At 69.6% G+C, this 25,208-nt stretch carries 24 protein-coding genes; 8 read left to right on the top strand and 16 right to left on the bottom strand.

Annotated elements, in window-relative coordinates; all coding sequences use genetic code 11:
- The first annotated feature begins 134 nt into the window (after window positions 1–134).
- The 3 genes from trpB to MX571_RS05120 all read left to right on the top strand — a co-directional run bounded on the left by trpB (window position 135) and on the right by MX571_RS05120 (window position 3,822).
- On the top strand, window positions 135–1,286 hold the full coding sequence (gene trpB, locus MX571_RS05130; RefSeq protein WP_247414511.1) for a tryptophan synthase subunit beta: 1,152 nt from the start codon (window positions 135–137) through the stop codon (window positions 1,284–1,286).
- A gap of 177 nt (window positions 1,287–1,463) precedes the next feature.
- The gene (locus tag MX571_RS05125) at window positions 1,464–1,829 is read left to right on the top strand and encodes a lamin tail domain-containing protein (RefSeq protein ID WP_247414510.1); all 366 of its coding nucleotides are present in this window, start codon (window positions 1,464–1,466) and stop codon (window positions 1,827–1,829) included.
- 256 nt (window positions 1,830–2,085) lie between these two features.
- Window positions 2,086–3,822: a dihydrolipoamide acetyltransferase family protein gene (locus tag MX571_RS05120; protein ID WP_247414509.1), complete on the top strand. Its 1,737-nt coding sequence runs from the start codon at window positions 2,086–2,088 to the stop codon at window positions 3,820–3,822.
- Between the two features lie 25 nt (window positions 3,823–3,847).
- On the opposite strand, the gene MX571_RS05115 is transcribed toward MX571_RS05120, so the two are convergent.
- The 7 genes from MX571_RS05115 to MX571_RS05085 form a co-directional block, all read right to left on the bottom strand.
- Window positions 3,848–4,855: an NAD(+)/NADH kinase gene (locus tag MX571_RS05115; RefSeq protein WP_247414508.1), complete on the bottom strand. Its 1,008-nt coding sequence runs from the start codon at window positions 4,853–4,855 to the stop codon at window positions 3,848–3,850.
- Window positions 4,856–5,866 (bottom strand): alpha-ketoacid dehydrogenase subunit beta, encoded by a 1,011-nt coding sequence (locus tag MX571_RS05110; RefSeq protein WP_247414507.1) that lies wholly within the window; start codon window positions 5,864–5,866, stop codon window positions 4,856–4,858.
- Window positions 5,863–6,897 carry a thiamine pyrophosphate-dependent dehydrogenase E1 component subunit alpha gene (locus MX571_RS05105; RefSeq protein WP_247414506.1) on the bottom strand — a complete coding sequence of 345 codons (1,035 nt, stop codon included), beginning with the start codon at window positions 6,895–6,897 and terminating at the stop codon, window positions 5,863–5,865. Before MX571_RS05105 ends, MX571_RS05110 begins: the two co-directional genes overlap by 4 nt.
- Window positions 6,898–7,062: 165 nt before the next feature.
- Window positions 7,063–8,526 (bottom strand): hypothetical protein, encoded by a 1,464-nt coding sequence (locus tag MX571_RS05100; protein WP_247414505.1) that lies wholly within the window; start codon window positions 8,524–8,526, stop codon window positions 7,063–7,065.
- A gap of 167 nt (window positions 8,527–8,693) precedes the next feature.
- The gene (locus MX571_RS05095) at window positions 8,694–9,011 is read right to left on the bottom strand and encodes a hypothetical protein (protein ID WP_247414504.1); all 318 of its coding nucleotides are present in this window, start codon (window positions 9,009–9,011) and stop codon (window positions 8,694–8,696) included.
- Between the two features lie 56 nt (window positions 9,012–9,067).
- On the bottom strand, window positions 9,068–9,634 hold the full coding sequence (locus tag MX571_RS05090) for a hypothetical protein (protein ID WP_247414503.1): 567 nt from the start codon (window positions 9,632–9,634) through the stop codon (window positions 9,068–9,070).
- A gap of 136 nt (window positions 9,635–9,770) precedes the next feature.
- Window positions 9,771–9,917: a DUF7560 family zinc ribbon protein gene (locus MX571_RS05085; RefSeq protein WP_247414502.1), complete on the bottom strand. Its 147-nt coding sequence runs from the start codon at window positions 9,915–9,917 to the stop codon at window positions 9,771–9,773.
- A gap of 433 nt (window positions 9,918–10,350) precedes the next feature.
- Here MX571_RS05085 and MX571_RS05080 point away from each other — a divergent pair, with 433 nt between their 5' ends.
- The gene (locus tag MX571_RS05080; RefSeq protein ID WP_247414501.1) at window positions 10,351–11,043 is read left to right on the top strand and encodes a helix-turn-helix domain-containing protein; all 693 of its coding nucleotides are present in this window, start codon (window positions 10,351–10,353) and stop codon (window positions 11,041–11,043) included.
- A 99-nt stretch (window positions 11,044–11,142) separates the two neighbouring features.
- Window positions 11,143–11,607, top strand: a complete 465-nt coding sequence (locus MX571_RS05075) for a pyridoxamine 5'-phosphate oxidase family protein (RefSeq protein WP_247414500.1) — start codon at window positions 11,143–11,145, stop codon at window positions 11,605–11,607.
- A gap of 61 nt (window positions 11,608–11,668) precedes the next feature.
- On the opposite strand, the gene MX571_RS05070 is transcribed toward MX571_RS05075, so the two are convergent.
- The gene (locus tag MX571_RS05070; RefSeq protein ID WP_247414499.1) at window positions 11,669–11,806 is read right to left on the bottom strand and encodes a DUF7560 family zinc ribbon protein; all 138 of its coding nucleotides are present in this window, start codon (window positions 11,804–11,806) and stop codon (window positions 11,669–11,671) included.
- A 63-nt stretch (window positions 11,807–11,869) separates the two neighbouring features.
- A complete protein-coding gene (locus MX571_RS05065; RefSeq protein WP_247414498.1) occupies window positions 11,870–12,256 on the bottom strand; it encodes a winged helix-turn-helix domain-containing protein in 387 nt (128 codons plus the stop codon).
- Window positions 12,257–12,469: 213 nt separating this feature from the next.
- Here MX571_RS05065 and MX571_RS05060 point away from each other — a divergent pair, with 213 nt between their 5' ends.
- Window positions 12,470–13,186 (top strand): DUF5518 domain-containing protein, encoded by a 717-nt coding sequence (locus MX571_RS05060; protein ID WP_247414497.1) that lies wholly within the window; start codon window positions 12,470–12,472, stop codon window positions 13,184–13,186.
- Window positions 13,187–13,247: 61 nt separating this feature from the next.
- On the opposite strand, the gene MX571_RS05055 is transcribed toward MX571_RS05060, so the two are convergent.
- The 3 genes from MX571_RS05055 to MX571_RS05045 form a co-directional block, all read right to left on the bottom strand.
- Window positions 13,248–15,002: a GMC family oxidoreductase N-terminal domain-containing protein gene (locus tag MX571_RS05055; RefSeq protein ID WP_247414496.1), complete on the bottom strand. Its 1,755-nt coding sequence runs from the start codon at window positions 15,000–15,002 to the stop codon at window positions 13,248–13,250.
- A complete protein-coding gene (locus tag MX571_RS05050; RefSeq protein ID WP_247414495.1) occupies window positions 15,002–16,081 on the bottom strand; it encodes a hypothetical protein in 1,080 nt (359 codons plus the stop codon). The genes MX571_RS05055 and MX571_RS05050 overlap by 1 nt, the downstream gene beginning before the upstream one ends.
- A gap of 253 nt (window positions 16,082–16,334) precedes the next feature.
- Window positions 16,335–17,648 (bottom strand): hemolysin family protein, encoded by a 1,314-nt coding sequence (locus MX571_RS05045; RefSeq protein WP_247414494.1) that lies wholly within the window; start codon window positions 17,646–17,648, stop codon window positions 16,335–16,337.
- Window positions 17,649–18,039: 391 nt separating this feature from the next.
- Here MX571_RS05045 and MX571_RS05040 point away from each other — a divergent pair, with 391 nt between their 5' ends.
- Together MX571_RS05040 and MX571_RS05035 are read left to right on the top strand one after the other, a co-directional pair.
- Complete coding sequence (locus MX571_RS05040) at window positions 18,040–18,594, top strand: DJ-1/PfpI/YhbO family deglycase/protease (protein ID WP_247414493.1); 555 nt, start codon at window positions 18,040–18,042, stop codon at window positions 18,592–18,594.
- Between the two features lie 239 nt (window positions 18,595–18,833).
- Window positions 18,834–20,264, top strand: a complete 1,431-nt coding sequence (locus MX571_RS05035; protein WP_247414492.1) for an aldehyde dehydrogenase family protein — start codon at window positions 18,834–18,836, stop codon at window positions 20,262–20,264.
- 63 nt (window positions 20,265–20,327) lie between these two features.
- Here MX571_RS05035 and MX571_RS05030 read toward each other — a convergent pair whose 3' ends face one another.
- The 4 genes from MX571_RS05030 to MX571_RS05015 form a co-directional block, all read right to left on the bottom strand.
- Window positions 20,328–21,512: a Gfo/Idh/MocA family protein gene (locus MX571_RS05030; RefSeq protein ID WP_247414491.1), complete on the bottom strand. Its 1,185-nt coding sequence runs from the start codon at window positions 21,510–21,512 to the stop codon at window positions 20,328–20,330.
- Window positions 21,513–21,514: 2 nt separating this feature from the next.
- Window positions 21,515–22,474 (bottom strand): sugar phosphate isomerase/epimerase family protein, encoded by a 960-nt coding sequence (locus MX571_RS05025; protein ID WP_247414490.1) that lies wholly within the window; start codon window positions 22,472–22,474, stop codon window positions 21,515–21,517.
- Window positions 22,475–22,561: 87 nt separating this feature from the next.
- Window positions 22,562–23,701 (bottom strand): Gfo/Idh/MocA family protein, encoded by a 1,140-nt coding sequence (locus MX571_RS05020; RefSeq protein ID WP_247414489.1) that lies wholly within the window; start codon window positions 23,699–23,701, stop codon window positions 22,562–22,564.
- A gap of 267 nt (window positions 23,702–23,968) precedes the next feature.
- Entirely contained in the window at window positions 23,969–25,159 is a 1,191-nt protein-coding gene (locus tag MX571_RS05015) for a Cdc6/Cdc18 family protein (RefSeq protein WP_247414488.1), read from the bottom strand.
- Between the last annotated feature and the right edge of the window lie 49 nt (window positions 25,160–25,208).

Here is a 25,208-nt window from a genome sequence, read left to right as displayed (position 1 = left end):
TACGGCCAAGCGAGCCGTGGGGAGGTCCGCGACCGAGGACGCGACGGTCGACGCCGAGGGGAGGCGACTTATCGCCGCCCGTGTCCCGAGCGGGGGTAAGGTAGTTCACTCACCACCTCGTGGCTTCGCACGACATGTCAGACGGCGATTTCGAGGGCTACGGCGGACGCCACGTCCCGGACGTGCTGGAAGACCCGCTCGAACAGTTGGCGGCGGCGTACGACGACGTCGCCCACACCGACGCGTTCCGGTCGGACCTCCGCGACCTGCTGGAGACGTTCGCCGGGCGACCGACCCCGCTCTACCACGCGCGCAACCTCAGCGAACGCTACGGAGCAGACATCTACCTGAAACGCGAGGACCTGCTCCACGGCGGGGCGCACAAGATCAACAACACGCTGGGCCAGGGGTTGCTGGCGAAGGAGACCGGTCGGACGAGACTCATCGCGGAGACCGGGGCGGGCCAGCACGGGACGGCCACCGCGATGGTCGGCGCACTCCTCGGCCTCGACACAGAGATATACATGGGGAAGAAGGACGCCGAGCGCCAGCAGATGAACGTCTTCCGGATGCGCCTCATGGGCGCGGAGGTCAACGAGGTGACCCGCGGCGGCGCGGGCCTCGCGGACGCCGTCGACGTCGCCCTCGAGGACTTCGCCCAGAACGTCGACGACACCCACTACCTCGTCGGGAGCGTCGTCGGCCCGGACCCGTTCCCCCGGATGGTCCGCGACTTCCAGAGCGTCATCGGCCGGGAGGCCCGCGAGCAGTTCGTCGACCGGACCGGTGACCTGCCGGACGCCGCAGTCGCCTGTGTGGGCGGCGGGTCGAACGCCATCGGCCTGTTCCACGCGTTCCGCGACGACCCGGTCGAGTTCTACGGGGCCGAAGGCGGCGGCGAGGGGTCGGACTCGAAGCGCCACGCCGCACCGCTCGCGAAGGGCCGGGACGACGTCATCCACGGGATGCGGACGCGCGTCCTCGACGACGACGTCGAGGTCCACTCAGTCTCGGCCGGCCTGGACTACCCCGGCGTCGGTCCGGAACACGCGATGTTCCGCGAACTCGGCCGCGCCGAGTACACCGGCGTGACGGACGACGAGGCGCTCGCGGCGTTCCGCGAACTCAGCGAGACGGAGGGCATCATCCCCGCACTGGAGTCCAGCCACGCGGTGGCGCGCGCCATCGAACTCGCGGAGGCCGGCGACCACGACACCATCCTCGTCAACCTCTCCGGCCGCGGCGACAAGGACATGGAGACGGCGGCCGAGCGGTTCAGCCTGTAGGCGCGGTGTCGTGGGGGACTCCCCGCCAGCGTCCGCGTTTCGGTCTGACCCCCAACCGGAGCATCCGCGGTGAGACAGCGTCCCATCGAGCGGACGCTGGGTCGTACTGACCGGTCCGAGTGGCTGACGACGCGACCCTCATTACGACGAGTCGTCTACTCCGGACGGTGACCGAGGGTGACGAACGACCAAGAGAGAGTCCATCCGACGACGCTCGTACTCGACGAGATCCACGAGAACCCCGCTGACAGGGACGCACACCACCTGAACGAGGAGTTCGTGGCGTTCGAGAACGACGGCCCGCTGCCGCTGGCTATCGGTGGGTGGACTGTCGCGGACGAATCGGGTGCCGAGTACCGGTTCCCGAAGGGGACGTCGCTGGAAGCCGGTGAACGGCTCGTCCTCCGGAGCGGGTCGGGGACCGACACCGACTCGACGCTCTACTGGAGCGCGTCCGAACCGGTGTGGGCGAACCCCGGCGATACGGTCGTCGTTCGCGACGCCGAGGGGCGCGTCCGCATCCGCGAATCGTACAACGAGTGAGCGAGGCGTCCGGTCGCTCGAAACCGGTGAGCGAGTCGGCCCGAACGACGGGGGGACCGGACTCCGTCGCGTCGGCGAAGCACGACGTCGGGTGTTGCGCCGCGCGAACGCGGAGCCACCGGCGGCACCATCGAAGAACGACCAGTAGACGACCAGAGACGTCGCCGGGAGACGGTCCGTGCGGCCGGTCACCGATGGGCGACAGTCAGTCCCGCCGCACCGAGTGTTTATCGCCCCATGCGAGATATGAACAACCATGTCATACGTCGTCAAGATGCCGAAGTTGGGGATGGACATGGACCAGGGCACCGTCGTCGAGTGGTTCGTCGACGAGGGCGACGAGGTGAGCGAGGGGGACGTGGTCGCCGAAATCGAGTCCGAGAAGACGACCGGCGAGATAGAGGTCCGGGAGGATGGCGTCCTCCGCGAGGTACTCGTCGAGGTCGGTGACAGCACGGAGCCGGGCGGTGCGGTCGCCGTCGTCGGCGGCCCCGACGAGGACATCTCGGCCCTGCTGGCGGAGGCGGGTGTCGAGGCCGAGAGCGAGTCGGGCGCGACCGACGCCGCGGAGCGCGACGGCACGGCTCCCGCGGCCACCGAGGAACCCACTCAGGCCACGAGCGCGACCGGGAGCGGCGGGTCCATCGCGGCACAGGTCGACGTCGTGGCGACCCCGCGAGCCAGGCGACGAGCGGAGGAGACGGGCGTCGACCTCGCGAGCGTGACCGGAACGGGGCCGGAGGGAGCCATCACCGCGGACGACGTGAACGAGGCCGTCTCGGCGGGAGCGGCTGAGGAGGGGGCCGCGAGCGAGGCGGACGTGAAGGTGACGCCGCGGGCGAGACGACGCGCCGAGGAACTGGACGTCGACGTGTCGACCGTCGAGGGGACCGGGCCACAGGGAGCCGTCTCGGAAGGGGACGTCGAGGCCGCTGCAGCGCCGGGCGAATCAGGAGCCGAGTCGACCGCCGAGATGGAATCGACGGGGACGGAACCGGCTGCCGACGCTCAGGCGGCAGCGACAGAGACGGGCGGCACAGCGACGAGAGGGACGACGGCAGAGAGCGCTCCGCGCGGCGAACTGGACAGCGTGGAGCGGGTGTTCGCCTCCCCGCGCGTCCGTCGCCTCTCGCGCCAACTCGGCGTCGACATCGAGGCCGTCGAGGGGACGGGCGTCGGCGGGGCCATCACCGAACCGGACGTCCGCGCTGCGGGGAGCGCGGCGAGGGAGCCGACGGCCAGCCAACCGGCCACCGACGGGACGACGGCGACCGAAGCGACCGAACCGGTCGGCACCCGCGACGAGGAGCGGCCGCTGGGGAGCATGCGGCGGACCATCGCCGAGCGACTCGGGGAGAGCTATCGCGAGGCGGTCCACGTCACGGTCCACCGCACCGCCGGCGCGGCGGACCTGCTGGCGGCCGCGAAGGCGGCGAAGGCGGGCCTCGACGTCGCCGTCTCGGTCAACGACGTGCTGTTGCTCGCCGTCTCCGCGACGCTGGACGCCCACCCCGAGTTCAACGCGACGGCCGAGGACGAGGTGCACCGACTCCACGAGGACCACAACCTCTGCGTCGCGGTCGACGTCGACGCGGGCCTCGTCGCTCCCGTGATTCGGCGCGTCGACCAGCGCTCGCTCGCGGAGGTGACCGAGGAGCGCCGGGCCGTGACCGACCGTGCGCTCGCCGGGAACCAGACGATGGACGACCTCACGGGCGGGACGTTCACCGTGTCGAACCTCGGCGGCCTCGGCGTCGAGTCGTTCGACCCGGTCATCAACCCGCCGCAGGTCGCCATCCTCGGCGTCGACGCCATCGCGGACGCCGTCGTTCCCGGCGAGGGCGGCGAACCGACCGTCGAGAAGCGCATCGGCTTCGACCTCTCGTTCGACCACCGGTACGTCGACGGGGCCGACGCGGCCCGCTTCCTGCGGACGCTGGTGACGCACGTCGAGGACCCGTGGCCGCTGGTCATCGCAGCAGGCGGGCGGTGACCACGAGTCGGGAGGGGAGCCAGCGTCAGCGCTCGGTCGAGAAGTAGCCCTCGCGGGCGGCGCGGTCGTACACCGCCTCGACGTCGACCAGCAGGGGGCCGTCGGCCACCGGTCGGACGTCGACCGCGGCCTCGCTGAGTTCGAGTTCCCGTTCGCCGTCGACCGACAGCACCCCGCGGGAGACGTCGAACGAGAACGCCTCCTCGTCGTCGAGTCGTCGCCACGCCTCGATGCCGACGCGTTCGACGACGCCGGGGACGGTGACGGCGCGGACGGACTCCGGGCTGGACTCGACCGGCCCGACGCGGAAGGCCACGCCACCACTCTGGTCGAAGGGGTGGACCGAGAGCCCGCCGGCGATACCGGAGAGGCCGATGTCGCTGGGCGACGCTCTCGACACCACCCCGCCGACGATGGTGTCGGCGTCGAGCAGCGCGCGGGTCCCGACGAACTGCTGGTCGACGACGCCGAGCGTCGCCAGCCCTCGGAGGTGCTTCTCCCCGGTCGGCGTCCGGGCGACGGCCTCGACCATCCCGTGGCGAGCGGTCGTCGCCTCGCGGTCCACGACGCCCGTCGCGACGAGCGCCGCGGCCCCGCCCGCGACGGTGCCGTCCACCGCGCTCGGGACGACGTTGTTCGTCCCCGTCGAGACGCTCACGACGGGCACGTCCTCGACGGTGTGGGCGACGTCGCGGTTGGTCCCGTCGCCGCCGAGGACGACCACCGCGTCCGCCTCCTCGGCGAATCGTTCGGCGGCGCGCCGGGTGTCCCGACCGTCGCCCTCGACAGGCATATCGAGGAGCGTCACGGAACCGCCGTCGGGCGCGTCGGCGTCCGCGACGAGTCGCTGGCCGAGGTTGCCGCCGTCGGGCATCACGAGCACCTCGACGTCGTCACAGAGCGTCAGTCCCGCGAGGACGCACTGGGCGGTACGGCGCTTCCCGTAGGCGTCGCTGACGCTCGCGCCGCCGACGAGGCGGCGGATGTCCCGGCCCGCCGCCGGGTTGACGACGAGGCCGACCGTCGCGCCCACTCAGACCACGCGCTCGATGGCCGCCCGGACGCCGTCGGCGTCGGGCATCACCTCGCTCTCGAGGACGGGGCTGAACGGGATGTGCGTGTCCGGGACGCCGACCCGCTGGATGGGCGCGTCGAGGCTGAAGAACCCCCGTTCCTGGACCCGCGCGACCACCTCGGCGTGCGTGCCGTACGAGAGCGGACTCTCGTCGGCGACGACGAGGCGGCCCGTCTTCTCGACGCTCTCGAGGAGCGTGTCGGTGTCCATCGGGTACAGCGACTGGAGGTCGATCACCTCGACGCTGGTCTCGCCCGCCAGTTCCTCGGCGAGGCCCAGCGACTCGCCGACCATGCGCTGTGTCGCGACGACGGTGACGTCGCTCCCCTCGCGTTCGACACTGGCCTGTCCGAGCGGGACGGTGTAGTCGTCGTCCGTCGGGACCTCACCCTCCTCCTCGTATATCTCCTTGTTCTCGAAGAAGAAGACGGGGTCGTCCGACCGGATGGCGGACTTCAGCAGGCCCTTCGCCCCTCGCGCCGTCCCCGGCGTGACCGCCATGACGCCCGGCAGGTGGGCGAACCACGTGTGGATGGTGCCCGAGTGCTGACTGGCCGCGCCCATCCCGGCACCCTCCGTCGTGCGGACGGTCAGCGGCATCTCGGTCTTCCCGCCGAACATGTAGCGGTTCTTCGCCATCTGGTTGAGAATCTGTTCCGCGCAGACGCCGAGGAAGTCCGAGAACATGATCTCGACGATGGGGCGGCTCCCGGTCGCCGCCGCGCCGACGGCCGCGCCCATGAAGCCCGCCTCGCTGATGGGGGTGTCGCGGACGCGGGTCTCGCCGAACTCCTCGACCAGGTCGCCCGTCACCGAGAGGACGCCCCCGAACTCGCCGACGTCCTCGCCCATGACGAAGGTGTCCTCGTCGCGCGATAGCTCCTCCCGGAGCGCCTGCCGAATCGCCTCCCGGATGGTCATCGTCTCGGTCTCCGATACCGCCTCTCCCGTGGTCGTCTCGGTACTCATGGTCGGTCACCGCCGTCGGTGCGGACGCGCTCCGCGAACGCCGTTATCTCGGGGACGACTGCGTTGAACATGTCCTCGTACGCTTCGCTCGGGTCTGGGTAGTCGGCCGCCTTCGCTCGCTCGGCGGCGTCGTCTATCTCCCGTTCGGTCTCCTCGCGGAGTTCCTCGAACTCCGCTTCCGTGATGGTGCCAGCGTCGACGAGTCGCTCCTTGAACCGGTCGATGGGGTCGCGTTCTCGCCACTCCTCGACGTCCTCGTTCGTCCGATACGGCTCGTGGTCGCCCTCGAAGTGGCCCTTGTAGCGGTAGGTGTCCGCCTCGATGAACGTCGGGCCGTCGCCCGCCGCGGCCCGTTCGCGGGCCTTCTCGACGGCCTCGTAGACGGCGGTGACGTCCATCCCGTCGACGGTGAAGCCGGGGATGTCGTACGCCTCGGCCGTCGCGGCCAGGTGTTCGACGTTGTGCTGTTCCTCGACGGGCGTCGCCTCGCCGAAGTGGTTGTTCTCGACGACGAAGACGGCCGGGAGGTCCCACGTCGCGGCGAGGTTGATGGCCTCGTGGACCTGCCCCTGTGCGACCGCACCGTCGCCGAAGAAGGCGAGCGCGACCCGGTCTTCGCCCTTGTAGGAGGCGGTCAGCGCCGCGCCAGTCGCCAGCGGTGGCCCCGCGCCGACGATACCGTTCGCGCCGAGCATCCCCGCGTCCACGTCCGCGATGTGCATCGACCCGCCCTTGCCGTTGCAGTAGCCGTCGCGCTTGCCGTACAGTTCGGCCATCATCTCGTAGGTGTCGAGTCCCTTGGCGATGCAGTGGCCGTGTCCGCGGTGCGTGCTGGTGATGTAGTCGTCCGGTTCGAGCGCCGAGACGGCTCCCACCCCGACGGCCTCCTCGCCGAGGTAGAGGTGGACGAACCCCGGTAGCTCCCCGTCGGCGAACAGTTCGCCGGCGCGTGTGTCGAACGCCCGAATCGTGAGCATCCGACGGAGCATCTCTACCTGCCCATCTTCGGTGTTGATGTCTATCGTTACCATGCAGCACGACCTAGCGAACAATCTATAATAAATGTTCATTCACAAACCGCGAGCGGATACCACTGGATGTTTCGAGCGAGAACTCGTTCTCAGTTCGCGTACTGTGTGACGAGCGGCCAGTTCGCCCGAGACATCGACAGCTCACGGGGGGTTCCAGCGTCGCGACTACCGACCGAGCAGCGAGTCGAGCAGGTCCCGAAGCGCCCCGGCGTTCGACTTCGTCTCGTCACCTCGCGCCCCGCTCGGTCCGCGCTCGACGTCGACATCGGTTTCGTCGGGTCCCCCCCGGCTCTCCCCGTCGAGCGAGACGGTGCAGCGGGGTGAGTTCTCCTGGCAGACCCGCTCGCCAGCCACGTCGATGCTGCCCGTGACCCTGGAGTCGGGTGAGTTCCGGAGCGAGACGCCCACGTCGGCCTCGGGGGCGTGCATCTCGACGGCAACGGACGATTCGGGGCGACCGCGGAGGTCGACGACGCCGTCGAACGGTCCCAGCCCACCGCCGTGTTCGACCGTGACCCCCTCGAACGCGAGCCCGTAGGGCGGTTGCGGGTCGAACGTCGCGTCGTACCCCTCGCTCGGGTCGAGCGCGTAGACGGCGGCCGTGTCACGGACCGTGATGTCCGTGTCGGCGACGGTGACGTCGAGTCCCGTACTGGTGAACCGGAGCGCCTGCCCGACGGTCCGGTTCGACAGGACCTCGACGGTGCAGTTCTCGATGCGCCCGCCGTGGTGGTCGCCGGCCTGCCCGGCGTAGAAGATGCCGTTGGCGGCCTCGAACGCGCCGGTGTTGTCGGGGTGCTGTTCGTCGTGGTCGATACGGACGTGACAGTCCCGGCAGACGCTCGTCCCCCCCATCCGGAGGCCCGCCATCGCGCAGTTGACGGCCGTGACGCGGTTCGCGACGACCCGACCGTGCCCCGAGGAGTAGACGGGCGCGTCGCCGTTGACGTTGCGCCACTCGCAGTCGGCGTAGACGACGGTCCCCGCGTGGTGCTCGTTGTGGATGCAGATGCCCTTCCCGCCGCCGTGGCCGTCGATGTGCGACGGTCCGGTCACGTCCACCCGCTCGACGACGCCGATACCGTCCTCGCTCTTCACCTGGGTGTACAGTTTGAACTGGTCGACACGCGCCGCGTCGTCGGGGATGGCCGTCGACCCGGTGTCCGGTTCCCTGCCGGGCGGCGTGTAGCCGACCCACTCGACGTCGCGGACGACGAGACCGGTCGTCGGCGCGAGACGGAACGCGGCCCCGGCGGTGTCCCGGCGGTCGGTCCAGTCGAGAGTGAGGTTCGAGAGTTCGTGGCAGCGACCGCCGCCGACGTTCAGCAGGAACTCGCCGGCGGTGCCGGAGACGGAGCGGATGACGACGTCCTCCCGAGTGTCGCCGAGTCCCCGGAGACCGACGCGCTCGGCGCTGCCGGTCGTCCAGTTCGCGCCGTCGTAGGCGTACTCGCCCGGCGGGACGACGACGAGCGTCCCGTCGCCGATGCCGTCGAGGGTGATGGGGACCGCACCGTCGGGGTCCCAGCCGAGGTCCTCGACCGCGTCGACCGCGCGGTCGTACTCCCAGTCGATGGTCGCGTCGTCCGGTGCGTCGACGGTCGCCGTCGCCTCGACGGCCAGGTTCACGTGTGGTCGTTGGAGTAGCGGCGTGATAGCTGTGGCTCACGCGCTCCGTGGAACGACCGCTACGCGTCGCTGGTCGGTCGTAGTGCCTGAGCGGCGAGACGCACCCGACGCGTCGATTGCTTCGACCCGTCGACGCTGGACCCGCCGACCCGGACTGTCGGCCGAGGTCACGTCACCCGTCGCCAGTCGGTCGCCTCCTCGAGTTCGGGGAGGACGGACTCCAGGTCCATCTGCGCGGCGCCGTAGAACTGCTCCTTCTCGAGCGGCGACCTGACGCGCAGGACGACCGTCGCACTCGTCACCTCGACGACCGACAGCGCCCAGATGGCGTCGTCGCGTTCCCACTCGCTGTGGAGTACGGCTTCCTCGTCTTCGACGACCCGCGTTCCCAGTTCCCAGCTCAGTCGGGACAGGTGCGGGACGTCGACGGGCACCGCCGGCGGGAGTCGCGGAGCGTCACCGTCGCCGCCTCGAGAGCCACGCATCGACATACCACGACGCGCGTCCCCCACGACGAAAAGCGTGGCTGTTCGTTCGGGGACTACTCCGCCAGCATCGTCCTGGCGCCGTCGACGACCAGTCGGTCGAGCGCGGCGGAAGCGAGGCCGAACGCCACGAAGAACACGGCCATCACGAGTGCCGCGTCGACGTCGAACGCAGCGACGTCGGGACGTGCGACGACGGGTATCAGCGCGACGGCCGTCTCGACGGCGCTCTCGAACGTCCACGCCGCGACGACGCCCCCGAGGAGCGCCACCACCAGGAACACCAGCGCCCGTGGTTCGGCGGGGAGCGCCCACTTCCAGCGGCCAGGGTTCGAGTACACCCCGACGCCGAGCGCTCCGAGTTGCCGTCGCACCTGCTCGATGGCCGTCATCAGGAGGACGAACCAGAGGAACAGCGCCAGTCCCAGACCGACGAGCGAGCGCGAGACGTCGAGGACGTCCGCGAGGACCGCAGTCGCGGTCGGCGTCGCCCGGGTCACGACGACGTAGAACAGCACGTAGCCGAGGACGGCGTCGACGGGACCGTACGCCGGAAACCGCCGTTCCCCGCCGGTTGCGGTGGGCTGTCGTGCGTCGAGTCCGTGACCGGCGTGGGCGCTCATACACCAGTGTACGCTATATAGAATCATCAAGCGGCCGGCCGACTCCCGGCGCGTGAGAACGACGGTGACGTAGAGAGGCGACCAGAACAGGGTCATTGAGGCGGCACAGGCGGAACGTGGAGGGTTCCGACCCTGCTCAGGCAGTGGCGAACGCGCCGTCGTCGACCGGTGCGCCACAGCGGACGCAACCGACCGCGAGCAGGGCCGTTCGCTTCGCGGTGTCGACCGCGACCGTCACCTCACAGTCGGGACAGACGAACTGGAACCGTGCCTCGGTGTTCATACCAGTCGGTACGACGTCAGCGGATAAGTGACGGCGGGTCGTTCTCAGCCGATGGGAGTTCCGCCGATGACCACCGCGAACCGAGGACTGCGTCTGGCGGCCGACGACGGTCCGGAACAGAACGGGCGAGAGAGTAGCGTCAGGGGAGTAGCCGCCGGAGCAGCGCCGACCGCCACACGTAGTCGGCCGCCGAGAGGACGACGGCGACGGCGACGAGGATGGCCATCTCGGTGAGACGGTCAGCGGCGAGCTGTGCGCCGGCGGCGTTGGCGACGAGAGATACACTCCGGGCATCATTCTCGTTCGTCGGGAACAGGGGTCTCGCGACCGCTCGTTCCCTCGCTCACATCCCGGCGAGTCAGCCCGTCGCGACCCGCCATCCCGTCGCGACCCACACCATCAATACGCCCCCGTCCGAACTCCCGCCGAGACGATGGCACCAGGGATTCGTGCGACGGTGCGGTTCGCCGCTCCCGAGGGCTGTCCCATCGCGCGGGTCTCCGCGGTCACCGGGAGGGTCGTCGACCAGACCGCCACGAGCGTCTCGCTCGGCGACACAGGGAGCGTCACCGAGTTCATGGTACCGGACGGCGACGACGCGGGGGAGTCCGACCCGGACGGCGTCGGAGCAGACGAGAACGAGGAACTGACCGACCTCGCCGACCCCGTCTTCTCCTACGGAACCGCGACGCTCTATCGCACGACCCACGACGGGGACGTCGACTGCCCCTGCGAGTGTCTCGGGCAGTTCGGCTGCCCCGTCCACCGCTACGTCGCCGAGGACGGCGACCTGACGCTCGTGTTCCACGCCGAGGACTTCCAGCAGCTCCAGACCGTGATGGGCGAGTTCCGGGAGCGCTTCACCGGCGTCGACGTGCAGCGGCTCCTCCAGCCACCGCTGGAGGGGACCCGCGAGGAACGGTTGTTCGTCAACCGGGGGAAGCTGACGGACCGCCAGCACGAGGTGCTGCGGACGGCCTACGAGCGGGGCTACTTCGAACGCCCGAAACGGGCGAACGCGACCGAACTCGCCGACGAACTCGGCATCTCCCAGTCGACGTTCACCGAACACCTCGTCACCGCACAGCGGAAGCTCCTCGACGACGTGCTGGAGACCGACTCGTAGCGGGCCGTAGCGGACCGTGGCGGGACGGTCGGCGTCGGGGAACGGGGAACCGGCGGAGGAGAAACGGTTTATGCGGACCGTCTCATCGGTCGAGTAGGAATGACGCTCGCACAGGAGACCGAGATGACGGAGTCGGAGATCGACGCGTTCCTCGGCCGTCACGAGACCGGCGTGCTCTCGCTCGCCGACGACGGCACGCCGTACGCGATTCCGATCTCCTACGGCTACGACGCCGCCGAACGAGCGTTCTACATGCGGCTGGTGTCGACGCCCGAGAGCGAGAAGCGGCAGTTCCTGGGCTCCTCGCCACGCTCGCGCCTCGTCGTCTACGAGGAGGCCGACGGTGGCGACACCTACCGGAGCGTCGTCGCCGTCGGTGCCCTGGAGGACGTCGCCGTGGAGGAGCTGACGGTCGAGCACATCGAGCAGTACGGCGAGGCGAAACGACCGCTGTTCGAGATTTGGGGGCGCTCGAAGCGCGACCTCGACATCCAGCTGTACACCCTCGAGCCAGAGGAACTGAGCGGACGGAGAACGGAGATAGACCGGGACGCGGACGAGTGAGCGGTGCGGCCCCGGAGCGGGGCGTCTCTTCGTGGACCGTGTAGCGAGACCGGGCCGAGAGTCAGCCGCAGGCGAAGTGGTCCGCGTCCACCGTCGCGCCACAGACCGGACAGCCGTTGGTCAGCGTCGCGTCGCGCATCGGACCGTTCAGTTCGATGCGTTGTCCACACTCCGGGCAGGTGAACACGTACTCGTCCATACCGACTGCTTCGCTCACGCTCGTCTTGAGGGTTTGGCTCCCGAAATCGAGGCGGCCATCGCGTCAGCGCCCCCCGACTGCGGCCACCGCGACGCGCTCTTCTTGTCGCGCGACGCGCACGTCGACGCCCTCGGACGCGCTCACCGAGACGACGAGGTTGTCGACCTGACAGCGGTACTCGCTGGTGTGTTTCCCCGACCGGCGGATCCGGATGCGCTCGTCGAGCAGACCGACCTCGGCGAGCGTCTCGACCTTCCGGTACGTGGTCGAGAGCGGGATGTCGCACTCCTCGGAGAGTTCGGTCGCCGAGAGCGCCTCGTCGCTCGTCGCCTGGAGGATGCATCGGGCGTTCGCGTCGTCGAGCGCGTCGAGGACGCTTTCGGTGTCGAGCGACACGTCGGACTGTTCGCAGGGGCGGGCGGCGACGGGGGCCATCATCGACTGGCTCATACACTATCGTGGTGGCGCGACGACGACCAAGCTACACCACCGATATCCGGGGTGGTTTATATACCCCACCGCGAATCTGCCGCGACCGGGCGTGAGATAGCCGTCACGGGTGATGAGCTGAACCCGACCAGCGAGTGTTCGTCCGGAACCGATTCCCGCCCGGTGAGAACCGTCGTCGACGGGATGCTCGCAGGCATCCTACGACTAGTCGCTATGGGAACCTCACAGACAACCACTGAATCGGTCGGTCGGAGCAGCGCCACTGCTGGCCGTCAGCCCCGGCTCCCGAGGTACGTCGACTGGCTGGTCGCCGCCGTCGTCGGCCTCTCGGGCCTCGTGTCCGGTCTCGGCGGGAGTGCGCTGCTGCTGCTCGCGGACGTCGACCGTATCGCCACCCTCGTCGCGGAGGGTGCGATACGGTCCGACGTACTGAGCGGGCCGCAACTCGTCGACGCCACGTACGCCGTCCTCTGGTGGACCGGCGTCGGCCTCCTCGTCACGGGCCTCGCGCTCGTCGTCGCGGCCGTCGGCTACGTCGTCTACAGGCGGCGCGAAGAGCGACGGCTCGCGGACACCGTCGTCGCGACCCGAAGCGTCGGGACGAACGCCGTCGTCGGTGCCCTGGCGACCGTCGTGTTCGGATTCGTCCCGTTCTCCCCGGTCCTCGGTGGGGCGGTGTCGGGCTACCTCGCGGGCGGGGAGCAGTCCGGCGGCCTGACCGCGGGCGGGCTCTCGGGCCTGCTGGCGAGTCTGCCGTTCGTGTCCGTCCTCGCGTTCGTCACGGTCGGTATCGTCGTCGGGACGACCGGGGCACTCGAACTCGGCGGGGCACTGGTGCTCGCGAGCATCGTCCTCGGGAGCACCCTGTTCGGTGTGCTGGTCGTGGTCGGCCTGGGTGCGCTGGGTGGCTACGCCGGCCAGCGACTCTAGTGGAGGAGCCGTCGACCGCGGCCCTCTCGGGGGCCTGACGGACTCCCCGATTCCCTACCGCTCAGAAGTAGCGGGCCGCGATCTCGTCGGCGGTCCGGAGCGCGAGCGCCTGCCCGGTGTTCGTCGGGTTCGGGCCGCCGAGGCCGTTCGCCAGCGCGGAGTGGTCGGCGACGAACAGGCGCGAGACGTTCTTCGCCTCGGCGCTCGCGTCGAGCACCTTCCCCATCCGCATCGACGACTGCATGTGCAACAGGAGCGGCGGCCACTCGCAGCGGTGGACGTGCGCCGCCCCGGCCTCGCGGTGGATGCGGGCGGCGATGCGGGCGAGTTCGTCACGCTTCGCGTCGTCGTCGGGGTGGGCCTCCCACTTCACCTTCGGCACGGGACCGTGCTCGTCGCTGAAGGTGTTGTCGAGCGAGACGCCGTTGTCCTGCCGGGGCAGGTCGTCGGTGAGGATGAGCAGCGCCTTCGTCTGCCGGTAGTTCGACATCCGGCGTTTCAGCTCCTTCCCGACGACGTAGCCGCGGGTGTCCCACGGTTCGTCGGGGTCGACGGGCGTGTCGAAGCTGTAGCCCGCCTCGGTGAACAGGTAGTCCGCGTAGGAGACGAGTCCGGGCGACATCCCGATGTCCTCCATCCCGCCGACGCCGGGTTTGTCGAAGCGGACGGCCGAGTTCTGCCCGACGTACGGGTCCATGTGCTCGACCTCGGGGTTGATGTTCGCCACCGTCTCGTCGTCGTAGACGCCGACGACCCAGTCGAACCAGTGGGTCGTCAGCCCCTTGCCCACCCAGCCGTCGTCGGGGAGGCCGGCGTTGAGCCAGAGTCGCGGCGTCTCGATGCACCCGCCGGCGAGGACGACGGTGTCCGCGGAGACGGTCTGGGACTGCCCGGACCACGAGTCGCGGAACGTGACGCCCGTCGCCTCCAGCGTGCCCGCGCCCTCCTCGGTCGTGATGTCCGTGACGAAGGCGTTCGGACGGATTGCGACGTTCCCCGAGTCGGACTCGGTGTTGGTGTCGAGCGCCCGCGGCACCCAGGAGATGTTGCTCGACTTGCGCGCCTTCTCGCGGACGGGCGCGTCGACGGGCGTCGAGGAGCCCTGGAAGTGGTCACCGACGAGCGTGTCGCCGCGGAACCCGTCGTCGTAGCTGAACGACCCGTCGTAGTCGGCGTCGAGCGGTTCGCCGGTCGACGTCTCCTCCCCAGGAACCGAGACGGCGTTCGCCTGCGGCCGCCAGCCGGTCGAGACGACGTTCTTCGTGTCGATGCGGTCGTAGCCCGCGTTCGTCGCTCCCTCGATGAACACCTCCTCCTTGGCGGTCATCGGGGCCTGCTGGGTCGACGTCACCTCCTCGTTGAGCTGGAAGTACGGGACGAGGTCCTCGTAGGAGATGGGCCAGTGTGGCTGCTCGTCGATGGCGTACGGGTACGCCCGTGGGTGGTTGGAGAAGTAGTGCAACGTGGTGCCGCCGACGGCCCCGACCTGCCAGATGAACGCGTTCTGGTGGAGGTTGCGGAACCACGGCGCGCGCGAGTGGTCGGCCGGCCCGACGCGGAGGTAGCCCCACGTCGGGTCGTTCGCGTCGGCCTCGCGGTGGGTGAACTGCTCGTCGAGTAGCGACCCGTCGAGGTCGTCGGGGTCCGTGCTGACGGTGCCGCCCGCGTCGGCGTGCGGTTCGGGCCACTCCTGGTTGCCGTGCCACGGCCCGCCTTCGAGGACGAGCACGTCCAGTCCGTGCTCGCGGGCGAGGCGCGAGGCGGCGGCCGGACCGTCCGCACCGGCGCCGACGACGACGACGTCCGGGTCCCGCATCAGCGACCACCTCCGAGGCCGTCGATGACGTCGTCGCCGGTCAGGTCGTCGGGGAGGTCCAGTTCGTCGGCCGACGGGTCGGCGAACCCGCCGGGGACCGCGTGTCGCCAGTTGGCGGCGTAGCCGTCCGCCGGGCCGGGGTAGCCGCTCTGCTGGCGGCTCTGGACCTCGCCAGCGCCGGTCTGGAGGTCGCGTTCGTTCGGCGTGTCGGTCTTCGTCGACCCGTAGCCGCTCCACTCGGTGTAGTAGCCGAAGCCGTGGAGACCGTTGACGGCCATGACGACGTACTTCAGGATGCCGAGGTCCGGGACGAACGGCGAGAGCAGTTCGTCGAGGTCGTCGATGAGCCCGCCGTCGACGATGGACCAGAGACAGCGCAGGCGGTCCTCGCGGGAGAGTCTGGTGAACGTGCCGCCGCCGGGGAACTGCTCGTTCGCCGAGACGGGGTCCTCGTTGTTCCCCCGGACGACGAACTCCGCGGCCACGACGTCGAAGACGAGCGTGAACGCCGCCGCGTACGGGTAGTTCTGGAGCACGCGGTGGGTCGTCTCGGTCGCCGTCTCGACGACGAGGTCGAACTCGGCCGGTCCCGAGTCGCCGAGCGAGTCGAAGCCGACCTCGTAGCGCTCGACCGGACCGAACGTGAGCACCTCCTCCAGCGCGTCCGTGTCGAGTCCGAGGTCGACCAGGTCGAGCAGGCTGAGGTCCGCGAGGTCGGTGACGGCGTCGAGCGTCGAACCGAGACCCCCGGTGTCGAGCGTCACCTCGAACATCGAGCGAGGCATCTTCGCGGCCGCGAGGTCGTCTTTCTCGGTCACCATCTCCGCGCGAATCTCCTGGAAGTGGTCGAAGTCCCAGATGAGGAACTTCTCCAAGCCGACGTCGACACCGCCGGGGACGTGCTCCGGACCGAGTTCGTCCTCCAGTTCGGGCGTCCGAGGGACGATGGCGTCGACGATGGCCCGGTAGGTGTCCGCCGTGTGGGGGTCGCTCTCGAGCGGTGCGTTCATCGCGGTCTGTGCCTCTGCAAACGTGGCGTTGGACATCGATAGCGCCGCGAGGCCACCGATACCCTTCACCACGCTTCTCCGTGTCACTGGGCTAGATAGGTCGTCCATAGCTGTCGCTGTCGTCCGCTCCGATATCGGTTGTTCCAACAGGGTCACAACCGTAAGCACAAAACCGCGCCCACCGTGAATCAATGTTTGTCCCTAACGATTATGATAGTGTAGCCCAGACGACGCTATCGCTCGCCACCAGGCGCTCGGAAACTCGGCTTCGATACCACTGGACACGGTCTACGAGCGACGCGTGACAGACAGAGCCGAGGCGTCAGACGGGGTGGACGACGACCTTCACGATGCGTGCGCCGTCGACCTCGGTGACGCGAATCCGGTAGCCGTCGATCTCGACGCTGTCGTCGGGGTCGGGGGCACGGCCGAGTCGGTCGAGGACGAGGCCGCCGACGGTCTCGAACGCGTCGCTCTCGAACGCGACGTCGAGCGTCTCGTTGACCTCGGTGAGCGTGACGCCGCCGTCGATGGCGTAGCCGCCGTCGTCGAGTCGCTCGATGGCCGGTTCGGGCGAGCGGACGTCGAACTGGTCGCGGATGTCGCCGACGATCTCCTCGACCACGTCCTCGACGGTGACGAGACCCTCGAACGTCCCCCACTCGTCGATGATGGCGGCCATCTGACGCTGTTCGGTCTGGAACTCTTCGAGCAGTTCGTCCACGTAGAGCGTCTCGGGGACGACGAGTATCTCGCGGGCGAGGTCGCGGGCGGTGACGGTCTCGTCGTCGCCGCCGAACGACTCGCCGATGCGCAGGATGTCCTTCACGTCGATGAAGCCGACCACCTGCTCGCCGTCCTCCTCGACGACCGGGAAGCGGGTGAAGTCGGCGTCGACGACCCGCGACCGGAGTTCGGGGAGCGGCGTGTCCGCCGGGACGCTCATCACGTCGGGCCGGGGGCGCATTATCTCGCGGACCGGCGTGTCGTCGAGGTCGAACACGCCGCGGATCATCAGCACCTCCTCGGTGTCGACCTCCCCGGCGGCCCCGGACTCGGTGAGGATGGCGAGAATCTCCTCTTCGGTGTGTGACTCGTCGGTCTCGGCGGCGGGTTCGACGCCGACGAGTCGCGTCGAGAGGTTCGCGGTCCCGTTGAAGACGACCATCGCGGGCAGGAAGAGGTAGTAGAACACCTTCATCAGCGGCGCGACGAGCAGGGCGATGCGTTCGGCCTCCTGGATAGCGAGCGTCTTCGGAGCGAGTTCGCCGTAGACGACGTGGAGGAACGTGATGACGCCGAAGCCGATAGCCACCGACACCGTGTGGATGCCGGACTCAGGGAGGTACGCCGACAGCGCCGGTTCGAGGACGGCCGCGATGGCGGGTTCGCCGACCCACCCGAGCCCGAGCGACGCGATGGTGATGCCGAGCTGACAGACCGCGAGGTAGTCGTTGAGGTTGTCCGTCGCCTCCTTCACGAGCGGTGCGGAGCGCCGCCCCTCCGAGACGAGGGTGTCGACCGACGTCGAGCGCAGGCGGACGAACGCGAACTCAGCGGCGACGAAGAAGCCGTTCAGGACGACGAGCACCAGCGCCAGACCGAGTCGCGCGGCGACGATGACGGGGTCTACCATCGGTCACGTGGTGCGGGTCGGAGAGTCGGTCGAGTCGAATCCGTCGGGCCCGTCGAGCGGACGGTAGTGGGGCGGTCGGGGCGGTCGCTGCGGTCGCCCGGTTCGTCGTGACGCCCCGATACGGCGGGAGGGCGAACTGACCGGGGACGACGGGAGCGGAAGGACAGAACGGCTCGAAAGCTCCTCATGGTCCCGAGGTAGCCGTGTACGTCACAAAACCGTACCGCATGCGTCACTCGTCGCAGTCTCGTCCCGGTGGGCAGACCAGCGTCGGACTCAACGGACCTGACCGCCGTCGGAGCCTCGCATCGAGGCCCCCTTCGTCACCGGCGACCGGCCGTTGCAGAGGCAGGCTCACGGACTAACCACGTTCCCGCCCTCGGTTCTGACGATGAGCCAATCCCTGAGTGACACGACGGTCGCGATTCTCCTCGCCCCGCGCGGGACCGAGGAGCCGGAGTTCACCGAACCGCGAGACGCACTGACCGACGCGGGTGCGACGGTCGAGGTCGTCGGCGTGGAGGCCGGCGAGGTACAGACGGTCAACAACGACCTCGAACCGGGCGGGAGCTACGAGGTCGAGAAGACGTTCTCGGAGGTGTCGGCCGACGACTACGACGGTCTCGTCGTCCCCGGTGGCTCCGTCGGAGCTGACGACCTGCGTGGTAACGAGGAAGCCGTCGAGTTCGTCCGGCAGTTCGTCGAGAGCGACAGGCCGACCGGCGTCATCTGCCACGGCCCGTGGCTGCTCGCCGAGGCCGACGTGCTCGACGGCCGGACGGTCACCTCGTTCCACAGCATCGAGACCGACCTCCGCAACGCGGGGGCCGAGTGGGTCGACGAGGAGGTCGTCGTCGACGGTCACCTCGTCACCAGCCGGAACCCCGACGACCTCGACGCGTTCTGCGAGGCGGTCGTCGAGCAACTGGAGCAGGCGAGTCGGTAAGAGAGACGACCGGTCGCGGACGGCGCGGTGACCGCCCTGTCCGACGCCGAGGCGGCGCGAGCCTTCCGGGACGACCACTGACAGTCGGCAGGGACGTCCCGTTCCTCTCACCACGTCGACCCCGATACCAGCGAGACCGTGGCGCCGCGACGTTCATCCACACGGCACGTTCACCCGCTCCATCAATATTAATTCGGTTGTGAGTAAAATTCTTGAGTGGTGGGTGCCAAGGTGATGACATGGCAGTGGGAACCGCACATCACGGGAAGTCGAACCTCATCGGCGGTCGGTGGGAGCCCTCGAACGGCACCATCGAGGTCGAGGACCTCGCCGACGGCGGCGTGTTCGCCGAGGTCGCCAGCGCGACGGCCGACCAGGCGCGGGCCGCCGCCGAGGCCGCACACCGCGCCGAGCGCGAGATGCGCGAGACGACCATCGTCGAGCGCGTCGAGTGGCTGGAGGCCATCGCGGACGGCCTCCAGGCACGGAAGGACGAACTCGCCGAGGTCATCGTCCGCGAGGCCGGCAAACCCATCTCCAGCGCGCGCGGCGAGGTCGACTCGGCGGCCGAGCGCTTCCGCCGCGCGGCGGAGGAGGCGCGCAACCAGCAGGGCGAGTTCGTCGAGGGGACGACCGATGGCCACGAGGGCTGGCAGGCCATCGTCAAGCCACAGCCGGTCGGGACGGTCCTCTGCGTGGCCCCCTACAACTACCCGCTGATGACGACCGCGCTGCAGGTCGCCCCGGCGCTCGCGGCGGGCAACAGCGTCGTCCTCAAGCCCGCGACGAAGACGCCCGTCAGCGGGGCCATCCTCGCGGAGGTCGTCTCGGAGGTCGGCCTCCCCGACGGCGGGTTCAACTTCGTCGCAGGGACCAGCGGCGACATCGGCGACGTCCTCGCTGGCGACGACCGCATCGACGCCGTCGCCATGACCGGCTCGTCGAACGCCGGGAAGCACGTCGCCCGCGAGTCGGGCATGGTCGCGCTCCACATGGAACTGGGTGGCAACGCCCCCGCGATGGTGTTCCCCGACGCGGACCTCGACGCCGCGGCCGCAGACTGCGCGAAGGGGTCGTTCAAGTACGCCGGGCAGCGCTGCTCGGCCGTCTCGCGCGTCCTCGCCCACGAGGACGTCCACGACGAGATGGTCGACCGCATCGAGGCCCAGATGGACGACTGGCAGCCCGGCGACCTGTTCGACGAGGACACCGCCATCGGCCCGCTCATCAGCGACGACCAGGCCGACTGGGTGGCAGAACTCGTCGACGACGCCGTCGAGAAGGGCGCGACGCTCGTCCGCGGCGGCGAGCGCGACGGCAAGACGTTCGAGCCGACCCTGCTCGCGGACGTGCCCCACGACGCGCGCATCGTCCACGAGGAGCAGTTCGGCCCCGTCGCGGTCGTCACGCGCTTCGCCGACGAGGAGGAGGCGCTCGGCATCGCCAACGGCGGCGACCTGGGCCTCGACGCGGCCGTCTTCACCGCCGACCACGACCGCGCGATGCGCCTCGCGGACCGCATCGAGGCGGGCGCGGTCCGTCTCAACGGCGCGCCCTCCCACGGTCTCGGCGACATCCCGTTCGGCGGCGTGAAGGACTCCGGTATCGGCCGCGAGGGCATCGGCTACAGCATCGAGGCGTTCACGACGACGAAGAGCATCGTGCTCTGAACAGTCAGGTCGAACACCGTCAGGTGCGGTTCCCGTTCGTCCCGGTTCCCCGTTCTCTCCTGCTCAGTCCACGGATACCCACTCACCAGCGTCGTCGCTGCGCTGGACGCCGTCGAGCACTCGCTGGACCGCCAGCGCGTCCTGGAAGTTCGGGTGGTAGTCGCCGCCCGCTCCGGCGGCTTCGCCGCCTCCGTCTCGAGGCGTCTCCGACGCCTCGCCCTCCGCGACGGCAGAGAGGAACTCGTAGTTCTCGTGGACGAACGTGTGCTCCCACCCGACGACGTGACCCGGCGGCCACCAGTGGTCGACGTACGGGTCGTCCTCGTCGGTGACCAGCACCGTCTCGTAGCCCCGCGCGTCGCCGGTCATCACCTCCAGTTCGTTGAGGCGTTCGAGCGAGAACCGGAGGCTGCCCTCGGTGCCGTGGACGGTGATGCTGTGGTCGTTCTTGTGCCCCGGCGCGACGCGCGACGCCTCGAAGGTGCCCATCGCCCCCGACTCGTACTCGACCTGCGCGCTGTACGCGTCGTCGACGGTGACGGGTCGCGTCTCGCCCTCTTCGCCCTCCACGGGGCGCTCCTCGGTGAACGTCTGGCAGTGCCCCGAGAGACGCTCTGCCTCACCCGTCCGCTCGCCGACGAGGAACCGTGCGAGGTCGACGGTGTGCGCGCCGAGGTCGCCGAGCGCACCCGACCCGGCCATCTCCTCGTCGTTGCGCCACGACCAGGCGGCGTCGTCGTCGACCAGCCAGTCCTGCATGTAGCTGCCGCGAACCTGCCGGACGTCGCCCACCTCGCCCGCGTCGATGAGTCGTCGCGCGTACTGGATGGCCGGGACGAACCGGTAGTTGAACGCACAGGCGGCCAGCGCGTCGCTCTCGCTGGCGGCGTCGGCCATCTCCTGCGCCCCGTCGAGCGTCGGCGCGAGCGGTTTCTCACAGAGCACGTTCGTCCCCGCCTCCAGCGCCGCGACGGTGGGTTCGACGTGGAGGTGGTTCGGCCCGAGGTTGTAGAACACGTCCACGTCGTCGACGACGTCCCGCCAGTCGGTCGCCGTCCGCTCGAAGCCGAGGCGCTCTGCGGCGTCGGCCAGCGCCGACTCGTCGCGCCCGACGAGCACCGACCGTTCGGTGTCCGGCGCGTCGGGGAAGAACATCGGCAGGCGCGCCAGCGCGTTGGCGTGCGCCTTGCCCATGAAGCGGTAGCCGAGGAAGCCGATGCGGAGCGGCTCGGAAGTGTCACCCGACATCGTTACTCGGCCCAGTAGGCGTCGCCCGGTTGCGTCTCGAACACCGCACGCTCCAGCAGTTCGACGGCCTTCTCCAGACCCTCGCGGGAACTCGTCAGCGAGTCCTCGTGCTCGATGGAGAGCGCGCCGTCGTAGCCGACCATCCGGAGCGTCGAGACGAGGTCCTTCCAGTGGCCCTCGCCGTGGCCGTAGCCCACGGAGCGGAACAGCCACGAGCGGTCGGCCTCCTCGGTGTAGTCCGTCGTGTCGAGGACCCCCTTGACGCGGCTCTGGGACTCGTACACCTTCGTGTCCTTGGCGTGGACGTGGTGGATGGCGTCGTCGAGGAACCGGACGGCCTCCGTGACGTCGATGCCCTGCCAGTAGAGGTGCGAGGGGTCGAAGTTCGAACCGATGCGGTCGTTCGTCGCCTCCCGCAGGCGGGCCATCCCGGTCGGTTCGTAGACGAGCATGTTCGGGTGCATCTCGATGCCGACGTTCACGCCGTGGTCGTCGGCGTGGGTCGCGAGGTCCGACCAGTAGTCGGTCGCCACCTCCCACTGGTAGTCGTGGGCGTCGGCGTGTTCGGTCGGCCACGGGGCCGTAATCCAGTTCGGCACCGAGTCGTCGGGGCCGCCGGCGGGCAGACCCGAGAACCCGGTGACGGTGTCCACGTCGAGCTGGTCGGCGAGGCGGATGGCCTCCCGGAGTTCCGTGTCGGCCTCCTCGCCCTGTTCGCCGGGGTGGAGCGGGTTGTTGTGCGTCGCGAGCGCCGAGACGCGCAGGTCGTGGTCGTCGAGCGTCGCGCGCAGGTCGGCCTGCGCGTCCTCGTCGTCGAGGTACTGTTCGCGCGGGAGGTGGTCGTCGCCGGGGAAGCCGCCACAGCCCAGTTCGACCGCGTCGACGCCGAGGTCGGCGAGGTACGCCAGCGCGTCGTCGAGCGATTCGTCACCGAGTGGGACGGTGAGTACACCGATGTCCATGGGTCCTCATCGACCCCCGGTGATTTAGTTCTCGGTCCGCCGGAACCGTCACCCGGTGCCCGGAGGGCCAGAGCAGTCGACCATCGCTCAGTCCGTCGGACTGGGCTGGGCGGAGGACACCTGCTCGACCGCCCCGTCGAGCCGAACGGCACGGCCCGTCTCGGAAGAGCGGTAGATGGCGTCGATGACGCGCTGGACGGTGAGGCCGTCCTCGACGCTGACGGGCGCGGGGCCGCCAGTGCGGACGGCCTCGACGAACCGGCGCTGCTCCGCGCGGTGGGCCGGGTCGTCGCGGGTCTCGACGGTCGTATCGGCGAAGTGGGCGGCCCCGTGGTCGCTCGTCTCGTACATCGTCAGGTCGCCGGTCTCGTGGTCGAACGACGCGCCCGCGTCGCTCCCCCGGACGACGATCTCGCTGTTCTCGGGGCGGTTCGCGGCCCACGCCACCTCCAGCGAGACGGTCCGGCCGTCCGCACAGCGCAGCATCGCCGTCGCCGAGTCCTCGACATCGACGACGCCTTCACCCGAGTCGCCCCACTGGTCGAGGTAGGTGTAGTCCGGGTCGCTCCCGAACGCGTCGCGAGTGACGCCCGACACCTCGACGACCTCCGGGTAGTCGAGCATGTACAGCGCGAAGTCGATGGCGTGGGTGCCGATGTCGACCAGCGCGCCGCCGCCGGCCACCTCGTGGTCGGTGAACCACGACCCCTTGCCGGGGATGCCGCGTCGCCGAACGTAGTTCGCCTCGACGTGGTAGAGGTCGCCGAACCGGCCCTCGTCGATGGCGTTGCGGAGGACGCGAGCGGGGGCCGCGAACCGGTTGTGGAACCCGACCATGCAGAACCCCTCCGAGTCGCGGGCGGCCGCGGCGATACGCTCCGCGCTCGCCAGGTCGTGGGCGAGGGGTTTCTCGACCAGCACGTCGAGTCCCGCGTCGAGGGCGTCGACCACGTACTCCTCGTGGAAGCGGTTGGGCGTCGTGACGACGACGGCGTCGACGGCGTCGTACAGGAGGTCGTGGTCGTCGTACGTCGCCACGCCGAACTCCATCCCGAAGCTGTCGCGGGCGCTCCCGTCGATGTCCATCCCGCCGACGAGGTCCACCGCCATCTCCTCCGCGACGGCCTGCAACTGGGTCGCGTGGTGACGACCGATGTTCCCGAGGCCGACGAGGCCCAGGCGGACCTCGTCCTCCGCTCCGTCCGTGCTGTGTTCCGTGTGCCCCATTGAGTATCCTGGCCCCTCGCTACGACGAACCACCGGAAAAGCGTACCTGTACATTCATGAAGAACAGAGTATCGAGACAGTATCTGCAACGAAACTGTCAGAACTCCCTTCGTACACGGTTCTGCCCGACCCGTCCGCACCTGGTGGTCGGTCCGTAGAGGCAGCATCTGACGGTCTCGGAGCGGGAGGGGAACGGGAGTCGGCGGAGGGTCGGCGACGACGGCTCGGCGATGGGCGGTCGGCGAGCGTCGGTGGCGTCCGCCAGCGTCAGTCCTGTCCGTCGTGCTGGCGGTCGTACAGTCGCCGGAACACCAGCGTCGGGAACAACGGTTCGATGCGACTCGGCGGTCGCCCGACACCGTTGGTCGGCTCGGTGGTCTCTACGCGCTCGACGATGCCCTCCTCGGCGAGTTCGTAGAGGAACCGCTTGACCGTCGCCTCCGAGAGGTCGACCGCCGGCGACGCGGCGATGGCCTCCGTCGCGGCACCCACCGACCGCACCGACTCGTCGTCGAGGTCGAGGAGGCGACGGAGGACGCGCTGGCGGTTCTCGGGCAGCGTCAACACCCGACCGACCGCCACCGACGGGCGCGGCACGCTCTCCATCCCGGCTTCGAGGTCGCGCTCGTAGATGCGGTCGTGGTCGCTGGCCATGGCGACGTCGGCCGCGCCGAACAGCCCCGAGAGGGCGTCGTGGGCGTCGCCCTCCGCCCACGAGGCGAGGCGACGCATCTGCTCGTGTTCGACTACCTGCCGTGCGAGCCCCTCCGAGACGCGGGTGGTCAGGATGTCCACCAGCGCGTGGTCCTCGTACGCCGGCACCTCGATGTGCTCCGGCGGGGCCACTCCGTCGGGCACCTCGCTCGGCGGCGTCCGCCCCACGGTGACCCACGACAGCGAGTCGTCCGCGACGGCGAACGTCTCCCGGACCGTCGCCAGGTCGAGGCCGCCCGGTTCGTCGATGTGGTCCACCGCGACGACGGCGCTCCTGCGGGCGGGCCGGAGGTAGTCGACCAGCCGCGAGCGCAGGACGTCGGTGCCGACTCCCTGCTTCGGGACCGGGTCGTCCTGCACGGCGTCGAGGACGGCGTGGTAGAGGCCGAACGACGAGTCCGCCCGGCGCGCGTCGACGTAGACGAACTTCGGCGCGTGGCCGGTCTGGGCGCGCGTCGTCGTGTGGATGACCGACCCCGACCGGGCGAACAGTCGCGACAGGTGTGCGAACAGTGCCGTCACGACGGCCGACTTCCCGGCCCCGGCCGGTCCCCAGACGTACGCGTTCGGCGGGAGGGCCTCGTCGAACACCGGCGCGAGGTAGTCGAGCAACCGTTCGAGGACGGGGCCGCGGTTCGTCGGCTCTTCGACGTGCGCGACGGGGCTGATGGCGTCGTACTCCAGGACGATGCGCGACTCGTCGCCGGAGCGCTGACGGCGGCGTATCCGTGCTTTCAGGTCCATCGTCCACCTCTCATCCGTCCAGTACGCTCTGGCGGTACGGAGCGCCGGT

The organism is Halomarina salina (assembly GCF_023074835.1).
Lineage (GTDB): Archaea > Halobacteriota > Halobacteria > Halobacteriales > Haloarculaceae > Halomarina > Halomarina salina.
The sequence above is the reverse complement of the archived record's forward strand: the minus strand, read 5'-3'. Positions and strand labels throughout refer to the sequence as shown.

Bases quoted from the DNA above. Each gene is read 5' to 3' on its own strand.
- trpB (WP_247414511.1), top strand. From the start codon at position 135: ATGTCAGACGGCGATTTCGAGGGCTACGGCGGACGCCACGTCCCGGAC.
- MX571_RS05120 (WP_247414509.1), top strand. From the start codon at position 2,086: ATGTCATACGTCGTCAAGATGCCGAAGTTGGGGATGGACATGGACCAG.
- MX571_RS05110 (WP_247414507.1), bottom strand. From the start codon at position 5,866: ATGAGTACCGAGACGACCACGGGAGAGGCGGTATCGGAGACCGAGACG.
- MX571_RS05105 (WP_247414506.1), bottom strand. From the start codon at position 6,897: ATGGTAACGATAGACATCAACACCGAAGATGGGCAGGTAGAGATGCTC.
- MX571_RS05095 (WP_247414504.1), bottom strand. From the start codon at position 9,011: ATGCGTGGCTCTCGAGGCGGCGACGGTGACGCTCCGCGACTCCCGCCG.
- MX571_RS05090 (WP_247414503.1), bottom strand. From the start codon at position 9,634: ATGAGCGCCCACGCCGGTCACGGACTCGACGCACGACAGCCCACCGCA.
- MX571_RS05085 (WP_247414502.1), bottom strand. From the start codon at position 9,917: ATGAACACCGAGGCACGGTTCCAGTTCGTCTGTCCCGACTGTGAGGTG.
- MX571_RS05080 (WP_247414501.1), top strand. From the start codon at position 10,351: ATGGCACCAGGGATTCGTGCGACGGTGCGGTTCGCCGCTCCCGAGGGC.
- MX571_RS05075 (WP_247414500.1), top strand. From the start codon at position 11,143: ATGACGCTCGCACAGGAGACCGAGATGACGGAGTCGGAGATCGACGCG.
- MX571_RS05070 (WP_247414499.1), bottom strand. From the start codon at position 11,806: ATGGACGAGTACGTGTTCACCTGCCCGGAGTGTGGACAACGCATCGAA.
- MX571_RS05065 (WP_247414498.1), bottom strand. From the start codon at position 12,256: ATGAGCCAGTCGATGATGGCCCCCGTCGCCGCCCGCCCCTGCGAACAG.
- MX571_RS05060 (WP_247414497.1), top strand. From the start codon at position 12,470: ATGGGAACCTCACAGACAACCACTGAATCGGTCGGTCGGAGCAGCGCC.
- MX571_RS05055 (WP_247414496.1), bottom strand. From the start codon at position 15,002: ATGCGGGACCCGGACGTCGTCGTCGTCGGCGCCGGTGCGGACGGTCCG.
- MX571_RS05045 (WP_247414494.1), bottom strand. From the start codon at position 17,648: ATGGTAGACCCCGTCATCGTCGCCGCGCGACTCGGTCTGGCGCTGGTG.
- MX571_RS05040 (WP_247414493.1), top strand. From the start codon at position 18,040: ATGAGCCAATCCCTGAGTGACACGACGGTCGCGATTCTCCTCGCCCCG.
- MX571_RS05035 (WP_247414492.1), top strand. From the start codon at position 18,834: ATGGCAGTGGGAACCGCACATCACGGGAAGTCGAACCTCATCGGCGGT.
- MX571_RS05030 (WP_247414491.1), bottom strand. From the start codon at position 21,512: ATGTCGGGTGACACTTCCGAGCCGCTCCGCATCGGCTTCCTCGGCTAC.
- MX571_RS05025 (WP_247414490.1), bottom strand. From the start codon at position 22,474: ATGGACATCGGTGTACTCACCGTCCCACTCGGTGACGAATCGCTCGAC.
- MX571_RS05020 (WP_247414489.1), bottom strand. From the start codon at position 23,701: ATGGGGCACACGGAACACAGCACGGACGGAGCGGAGGACGAGGTCCGC.
- MX571_RS05015 (WP_247414488.1), bottom strand. From the start codon at position 25,159: ATGGACCTGAAAGCACGGATACGCCGCCGTCAGCGCTCCGGCGACGAG.